Here is a 6666-nt window from a genome sequence, read left to right on the forward strand (position 1 = left end):
ATCTTGACTTCAACACCACGACAGCGCCGCCGTTTCCTCCGCGTAGCGGCTTCGTCCAACCCAGCCAATTGACCTGCACCGGCGCAGCGCGCAGAGCCAAGGCCTCAGGTCGCCCATCGGCAGTCCAGCCATGGAGATCAATAAGGATGTCGATGTCGTCCGCACGGATGCGCTGCGCCGTCTCGATCACGCTGCGGTCCACGAGATCGACGAAATGATCGAAGGCAGCGCTCAGACGTTTGCGTAGCTCACTCTGATCGTCTACCCCGATTGAATAGCCGAACACCTCGACTCGCGAACGATCGTGCAATTCGATGACCTGCGGCATGATCTGTCCGACCGCATGATTCCGGTAATCGGCGGACAAGTAGCCAATCCGCAGCCGCGAGCGTGGTGCGGACCTTAGCGTGCCAACGGCCGGGTCCGGGGCATCGAGCACGCTCGCCGGGATGCTGCACCGCGCAAAATTTGACGCTACTCTGCGCTGCTCTTCAGAACTGACGCCGGGAAACGACAAAACGACGAAAGGGTTGTCGGTCAGAGAGCGATAGCCATCGGTCAAGGATCTGAGGGTCAGCAGCCTGGCTTCCAGATCATCCCAGTCGCACCGCTTGAGACTGGAGGAAACGAGTTGCGACAGAAAGGTAACGTTGGTCTTATCGTTCTTCCACAGCTCGTTGAAACAGGTCCAGGCTTCGTCGTTGCGATGGCTGCTGAGCAAGGCGCCGCCAAGCTGCTCGATCGCTTCAATATAATCGCCGGGGTGGAACTCGATGGCCTTGAGAAAGAAGCGAACGGCCTCGTCATACTTGTGCATTCGCGACAAGGCGACGCCGTAGTTCTTCAGAACCTCAGGATCGCCAGGCTTGATCTCGATCGAGCGAGCGAAGCACCTGATCGATTCATCCCAGCGCATCAGCGCAGAGAGGACGATCCCCAGGTTGTTGTGTGCTTCGGGGTCATCCGGATTGCGCTCAAGGGAAAAAGCGACGATCGGCAGGGCATCGTCGTAACGTCCTTGGCCGATCAAGGCAAAACCCAGCGCCTTCAAGGCCAGCGGCTGATTCTGGCGAACGGCCAGGATGCGGCGTGCTGCCGCTTCCACGTCGGCATAGCGATTCGCATCGACCAGGCGCATCAGGGCAAGGCACTCAGGATCAAGCGGCGCACGCCTGCCGCCTGCTGCCTGTGACTTCTTCCTGGATGTGTTCATCTTCTCAACGGGCTCGTCAGCACTCTTGTCGTTTCGTACGTCGGGTTAGCGCAGCCCTTCGGCTTTGCTCAGAACAGGCGTGACCTGACATCCTCCTGCTGCGGGTACGGCCTGCGGCGCGACCTACCCCTCCTTCGCTCCTGCCCCTACGCGTGAGTACTCAGCCAATCGCGTAGAGCATTGTTCAGCCGTGTTTGCCAACCACTGCCAGTGCGCTTGAACGCACTCAAGACGTCCGCGTCCAGACGAATGTTCACATGCTCCTTCGGCTGGCCAGAAAACGGGCGCCCACGTTTGGGCTTCAGAAGTTCCTGTGCAGCGCCCTTGCCGAACAACTCAGGCAGCACGTCGCCCGCCGGCTGGGCCGTATCGAACCACACGTCCGTGGCTTCAGGAGCATCCTCGTCAATCAGTTCAGGGTTTGGCTTGCGTGGCATAGCGCGTCCTTTCGCGTTGGTTCGCTCGGCGCAGGCTGATCACGTGCACAGCGCCATCGCGCGGCGTGAACACCAGCATGTGCAAATCGTCGCCAATCAATCCCATGGCCTGGTACCGGCGCTCACCGTAATCCTTGCGCGTGTCTTCGGCAATCAGCGCCGTGCTCCAATCGAACTTATCGGCAAGGCCGAAGGCCAAGCCACGCTCCACCTCGTTCCGTTCGCTCTTGGCTGGGTCGTAGGTCGCTGGCACTGTATTTATTGTACCCACAGAAAATCGGTTCTGTCCAGCGCACTTTCGTAGGTCGGGTTAGCGCAGCCCTTCGGCTTGGCTCAGGACAGGCGTAACCCGGCATCCTCTTGCCGCGGGATTTGTCGGGTTGCGGCCTACGGTAACCCGACCTACGACTGCCCAACTGCGCGCATGAAAGCCACTTCCAGCGACAGGCTCGGGCGCACCTCAAGCAAGACGTGTCCGGCCTGCTGCAGCGCTGCGAGCCGCGCCCACAACTCCGAACGTGGGACCTCGCCAATCCAGCGGCCCGCAAAATCCTCACGCATGCCATCGACCGCCGTCTGGCCGAAGGTGCGCACCAGCACACTCTCCTGATCGCCAGTGAGTTCGGCCGGCGAGCGAACGGCGCGCAAAACGCCTTCGTGAATCAGGCCGAAGCGATCGGCAAGCCGTTCGACGTCGTGCAGCACGTGCGAGGTCAGAAAAAGCGTGCCGCCGCCGCGCTTGTATTCGGACAGGATTTCGACCACGTCACGGCGGCCGATCGGGTCAAGACCGGAGAGCGGCTCGTCGAGAATCAGGAGGCGGGGATTGATGCACAGCGCCTGGGCAATCGCCACCCGCTGCGTCATTCCCTTGGAGAAGGAGCGAATCGCCTTCTTCGCCACAGGCGCCAGACCAAGACGCCCGATCCAGTCCAGGCAGTACCTTTCCGCGTCATGGACCTTCACCTGGTGCAAGCGCATCCCCATCGCGAGCAGCTCGAGCGGCGTCAGATAATCGTACAGATACGGATTTTCGGGAACATAGCCGAGGCCAAGGCGAGCGCTCGGCAGCGCCACGGAAGTGCCGAAAAGCCGGGCGCTTCCTCCCGTCGCCTGGATCAGCCCCATCAGAATCTTGATCGTCGTCGTCTTGCCGGCGCCATTGGCGCCGATGAAACCAACAGCCTCGCCGGGCTCGACGCTCAGCGAAATACCCCCGAGCGCGACCACCGGTGGCGACCGCCACCTTCTCGGATACGTCTTTTCAAGACCTTCGATCGCAATCGCAGGAACCATCATTTCACGTCCTGAGGAGTTGAAGACAGGATCGGCCAGCCCGACGCATCGAGGCCAAAACCAACCCCCAGCGGGTCCTTGGGCAGTTCGGCCATCAGCCCGCTGCTCACCAGATCGTCCAGCTTGTCAACGCGTTTGCCATAACGCTCGCGAAAAAGAGTCACCGCACTCTGCAGCGCAGCGAGGTCGCGTAGCCTCTTGGCCCTCACCTGCAAGTAGTTGCGGAAAGCGCCCCGCGGCGAGTTGGCCGCCATCGCCTCGACCATTCCGGCCGCGTTGGCAGTCTGGTAGCCTTTCTCGATCCACAGGGCCGCGACATTCTGCAAGGCCCATTCGTCCTGTTGACTGGTTACCCGGGGAACGGCCTTGAGCAGCCACTCCGCTCCTGTCGCGGGGTCCTTGCGAAAATGATAGAACAGAAAACCATAATGAAACAGCGGGTACCAGTCAAAGGTCCGTGCTTCTGAGGCCTTGCGCAGGACGTATTGTGCCGCATCGACCTGGCCATTCCAGGGCAGCATCGCCGCGGCAATGTAGTAATTGTCCTCGTGCGCCGGGTTGAACCACGCGATGTCGCGCTGCAGCTTCGCCTGCACTTTGTAATCCTCGGCACTCATGCGGCCGGTGTCGGCGACCAGCACGCGAAAACCCGCCAGATTGGCCGCCAGATAGCGATCACCACCGGCCATCAGGACCTGCGCAAAGCGCGGCAAGGCAATCAGTAGCTCGGGTGCGGCCGTCGCTCGCGAGACGGCGGACAAACGGTGCTGAGCAAAGCCATAAACAAACGCCGACAAGACACCGGCCGATACGAGCAGCGCGCTGAGCGAACGCCGCATCAGGAAAACTCTCGCCTGGCGAACAGCAGGCTGGCACAGACCAGAAGCAGCACGATATACGCGACGGCCATCGTCACCGACCAGAAGACCATCTCGCCACTCGGCGCCAACTGATACATGGCCCACTCGCGCCAATCGAGGCGCGAGAGATCGGGCAGCACCCATTTGATGAAGTCAATCACCGGATGATAGGCAGCGACCAATTCCTCGTCGCCATCGGCGCCTCTCGACAGGTAAGCCACCGTGGCGCCCAGCGCCTTGCCGGCGACGGCAAAAGCCGCTCCCAGGGCGAGCGGCAAGACCGAAACCGTACACAGCGCGGCGATGCACAAGGCAAAAGCGGCCACGACGGCCGCATCGAGCGCCAGTCCCGCGACGGTGCTCCAGAAGGGCACGCCCAGCGCGAGCGGAAACTCCTGGCTGTAGCCCCCACCGACCATGAGCACCGCCAACAGCAGGAGGAAGCCCAGCACCACTGCCGCCAGCATCGACAGCGCCAGGACGGCGGCAAAACGCCCGGCAAGGAAAGCGCCACGCGAGACCGGATAAGCCAGCGAGAAGAGAATGACGCGTCGATCGATCTCGCGAGCCACCAACTCCTGAACCCAGAACAGGTTGAGCAGGACCAGCGAAAAGCGGATACCCGAGAAACCGACATCGAGGGCGACGGTCTGCGGCTGCCGTGGCGAGAAGAACCCCGAAAGATAGGCGATGGCTATCATCAGCACGCCGAGGAGGAAAACCGCGTGAAAACTTTTTCCCCGCAAACCGGAACGTAACCCGGAAAAGGCGAACTCGAACATGATCGTCAGTCAAAAAAAGGGGCGCATCGTGGGCGCACCCGCTTTTACACCAAGACGCCGACCGTCAGCTAGACGCAGCGGCCATAGCTACTTGTGAATCCCCTGTTTGTGTACAGGGATTTGCTGCACAAGCACCGACGTTGCCCACCGAACCACCGGCAGTCGTACCGGGAAACCTACTCTTGCCCTTGCTCGATGCCGCGCCCACCCTGAAAACGGTCGCCGAAGTCTCCTCTCCGTCCAGAAAAACATTGGCCGAACATTTCGGGGTGAAGTCCACCTTGACAAAACTGGTACCGGCAGAAAATGACGCGCCGTTCCTGCGGGAAGCATTGATGCGGCCATGGGCAGCTTTCCACACGGCACGACACAAACCCGCACAAAGTGACAATTTCCGGCAGAAAGTGACGTCAAGCGTTAGCCTGCTGCGGCGTCACCAGGCGAAAAGGCCTGTTTTTGCAGGGGATTTTAATATGGCATGGAACGTGAGTGTATCTGGCCCAACGGGTCATCCGTTTTAACCAGAAGGAGTGTCACCATGAGAAACGTTCAAAAGGGTTTTACGCTGATCGAATTGATGATCGTCGTGGCGATCATCGGTATTTTGGCGGCAGTGGCGCTGCCTGCTTATCAAGACTATACAAAGCGTGCGAAAGTTACAGAAGGGCTTTCGTTGGCATCTACAGCCAAAATTACAGTTACTGAAAATGCCAGCGATCGTAAGGAGTACGATGCTGGCTGGGTAGCGCCCTCCGCTACGGCAAACGTCAAGAGCGTAGCAATTAGCAAGACAACTGGCAATATCACTATCACGTTTGATAAGCCCGTGGCAGACGACGCGACGTTGATTCTTCATCCATATACTGGCCCAAATACGGCACCAGTTGATCTGCCCGATTCCACTGGCGCTGCGTATACTCCACCCACAGGCAATATTTCTTTTGCTTGTGGCGCATTAGGTGCGGCAGCTCCCGCAACTGCCGGCACGCTCCCAGCGCAGTTCGCGCCATCTAGCTGCCGCTGATAACAGCCTTGCGTACAACACAACAATAGTCGCGACAACAACGGGGAACAGGCAGCGGATTTTTGATCGATCACCGTTGATTTGAAGTGCCAAGCCCCGCCAGTCAAATGGCGGTGCTTTTTCTAATGAGCCTCTTGCAAAACTCCCTCGCGCGAACTGCTGCGCCGCAGCATTCGGCCACTGGGAGCGATTTTTGTCGCGAGGGAGGTCTACTTCATACACTTACACACAACTTATTTCGCATAGCTTGCTTGCATATGTTCGACGCCCCTGACGAGCAGGCATCAGGCAAGAGCGGCGGAGACTCGCCCTAGTGACGCTGGCTCCTCTACTGACCAAGACACACACAAGACGCAAGGACAAGGCTGCCCGCTTCGCGGCAAAGTGGAAGCTGATCCAGTGGCTCTACCGGCGTGGCTGGGAAGAACAGCGCATCAAATTGCAGCAGCTTCGCTGGTTTTCACAGTCTCTGGGTGTCGAACGGCCCCCGTGTCATCAAGCGGTCTATTTCTTCGTGGTCGCAACTGGCTGCATCGGAAATACCATCACTCGATGATCACACCGCCAGATCACTTTGGACTGACGTGTTGCACCAAGTGCTACAATGAGGCATGAGAGCTTTCAAGACACGGGTGTTTGATCGTTGGGCTGGCAAAGCAGGAGTAACCGATATCGCGTTGTTGAAGGCATTAGCTGACATAGAGGTACAAACATGAGCCGAATGATCGACGAAGCCCTGGAAACGATGCGCGGTTTGCATGAAATCGGCGCAGTCAACAAGCAAACATTGCGTGATTTTGAAACACAATGCCTGCCGCCGCCGGCCTACACCGCGGAAACGATCAAGCGCTTGCGGGAGAGCCTTCATGTCAGCCAGGCAGTATTTGCGGCCTACATCAACGCCAGCATTTCTACCGTGCAGAAGTGGGAAAACGGCGAGAAAAAGCCCAGCGGTGCTGCGACACGGTTGCTTTCAGTGATTGAACGCAAGGGGTGTTGCCGGCGGAGTAAATCCGCATAAATCTGGCGGCAGTAATTGGCGGCGAGAAGGGCA

At 59.2% G+C, this 6666-nt stretch carries 10 protein-coding genes; 4 read left to right on the forward strand and 6 right to left on the reverse strand.

Translation table 11 applies throughout. The annotated features are described in order from the left end of the window. From ACCAA_RS21680 to ACCAA_RS21705, 6 genes are all read right to left on the reverse strand, one after another. Positions 1-1213, reverse strand: a 1213-nt coding sequence (locus tag ACCAA_RS21680; protein WP_186409324.1) for an O-linked N-acetylglucosamine transferase, SPINDLY family protein, incomplete at its 3' end; no start/stop codon positions are given. Between the two features lie 146 nt (positions 1214-1359). After that, entirely contained in the window at positions 1360-1650 is a 291-nt protein-coding gene (locus ACCAA_RS21685; protein ID WP_186409325.1) for a BrnA antitoxin family protein, read from the reverse strand. Further along, on the reverse strand, positions 1628-1903 hold the full coding sequence (locus ACCAA_RS21690) for a BrnT family toxin (protein ID WP_186409326.1): 276 nt from the start codon (positions 1901-1903) through the stop codon (positions 1628-1630). The genes ACCAA_RS21685 and ACCAA_RS21690 overlap by 23 nt, the downstream gene beginning before the upstream one ends. Before the next feature lie 149 nt (positions 1904-2052). Continuing rightward, on the reverse strand, positions 2053-2949 hold the full coding sequence (locus tag ACCAA_RS21695; protein ID WP_245754738.1) for an ABC transporter ATP-binding protein: 897 nt from the start codon (positions 2947-2949) through the stop codon (positions 2053-2055). Next, positions 2946-3785: a hypothetical protein gene (locus tag ACCAA_RS21700; RefSeq protein WP_186409327.1), complete on the reverse strand. Its 840-nt coding sequence runs from the start codon at positions 3783-3785 to the stop codon at positions 2946-2948. Before ACCAA_RS21700 ends, ACCAA_RS21695 begins: the two co-directional genes overlap by 4 nt. After that, positions 3785-4588 (reverse strand): ABC transporter permease subunit, encoded by an 804-nt coding sequence (locus ACCAA_RS21705; protein ID WP_186409328.1) that lies wholly within the window; start codon positions 4586-4588, stop codon positions 3785-3787. Before ACCAA_RS21705 ends, ACCAA_RS21700 begins: the two co-directional genes overlap by 1 nt. 182 nt (positions 4589-4770) lie before the next feature. Here ACCAA_RS21705 and ACCAA_RS21710 point away from each other — a divergent pair, with 182 nt between their 5' ends. The 4 genes from ACCAA_RS21710 to ACCAA_RS21725 all read left to right on the forward strand — a co-directional run bounded on the left by ACCAA_RS21710 (position 4771) and on the right by ACCAA_RS21725 (position 6633). Next, entirely contained in the window at positions 4771-5109 is a 339-nt protein-coding gene (locus ACCAA_RS21710; protein WP_186409329.1) for a hypothetical protein, read from the forward strand. 17 nt (positions 5110-5126) lie between these two features. Further along, positions 5127-5612 (forward strand): pilin, encoded by a 486-nt coding sequence (locus tag ACCAA_RS21715; RefSeq protein WP_186409330.1) that lies wholly within the window; start codon positions 5127-5129, stop codon positions 5610-5612. Positions 5613-5925: 313 nt separating this feature from the next. Continuing rightward, entirely contained in the window at positions 5926-6168 is a 243-nt protein-coding gene (locus ACCAA_RS21720; RefSeq protein WP_186409331.1) for a hypothetical protein, read from the forward strand. Positions 6169-6333: 165 nt separating this feature from the next. Then, a complete protein-coding gene (locus ACCAA_RS21725; protein WP_342674083.1) occupies positions 6334-6633 on the forward strand; it encodes a helix-turn-helix domain-containing protein in 300 nt (99 codons plus the stop codon). Positions 6634-6666: the final 33 nt, after the last annotated feature.

The sequence above is a fragment of the Candidatus Accumulibacter aalborgensis genome (assembly GCF_900089955.1).
GTDB classification, from domain to species: domain Bacteria; phylum Pseudomonadota; class Gammaproteobacteria; order Burkholderiales; family Rhodocyclaceae; genus Accumulibacter; species Accumulibacter aalborgensis.

Excerpts from the sequence above, each read along its gene's own strand:
- ACCAA_RS21685 (WP_186409325.1), bottom strand. The coding sequence starts at position 1,650 with ATGCCACGCAAGCCAAACCCTGAACTGATTGACGAGGATGCTCCTGAA.
- ACCAA_RS21695 (WP_245754738.1), bottom strand. The coding sequence starts at position 2,949 with ATGATGGTTCCTGCGATTGCGATCGAAGGTCTTGAAAAGACGTATCCG.
- ACCAA_RS21700 (WP_186409327.1), bottom strand. The coding sequence starts at position 3,785 with ATGCGGCGTTCGCTCAGCGCGCTGCTCGTATCGGCCGGTGTCTTGTCG.
- ACCAA_RS21705 (WP_186409328.1), bottom strand. The coding sequence starts at position 4,588 with ATGTTCGAGTTCGCCTTTTCCGGGTTACGTTCCGGTTTGCGGGGAAAA.
- ACCAA_RS21715 (WP_186409330.1), top strand. The coding sequence starts at position 5,127 with ATGAGAAACGTTCAAAAGGGTTTTACGCTGATCGAATTGATGATCGTC.
- ACCAA_RS21725 (WP_342674083.1), top strand. The coding sequence starts at position 6,334 with ATGATCGACGAAGCCCTGGAAACGATGCGCGGTTTGCATGAAATCGGC.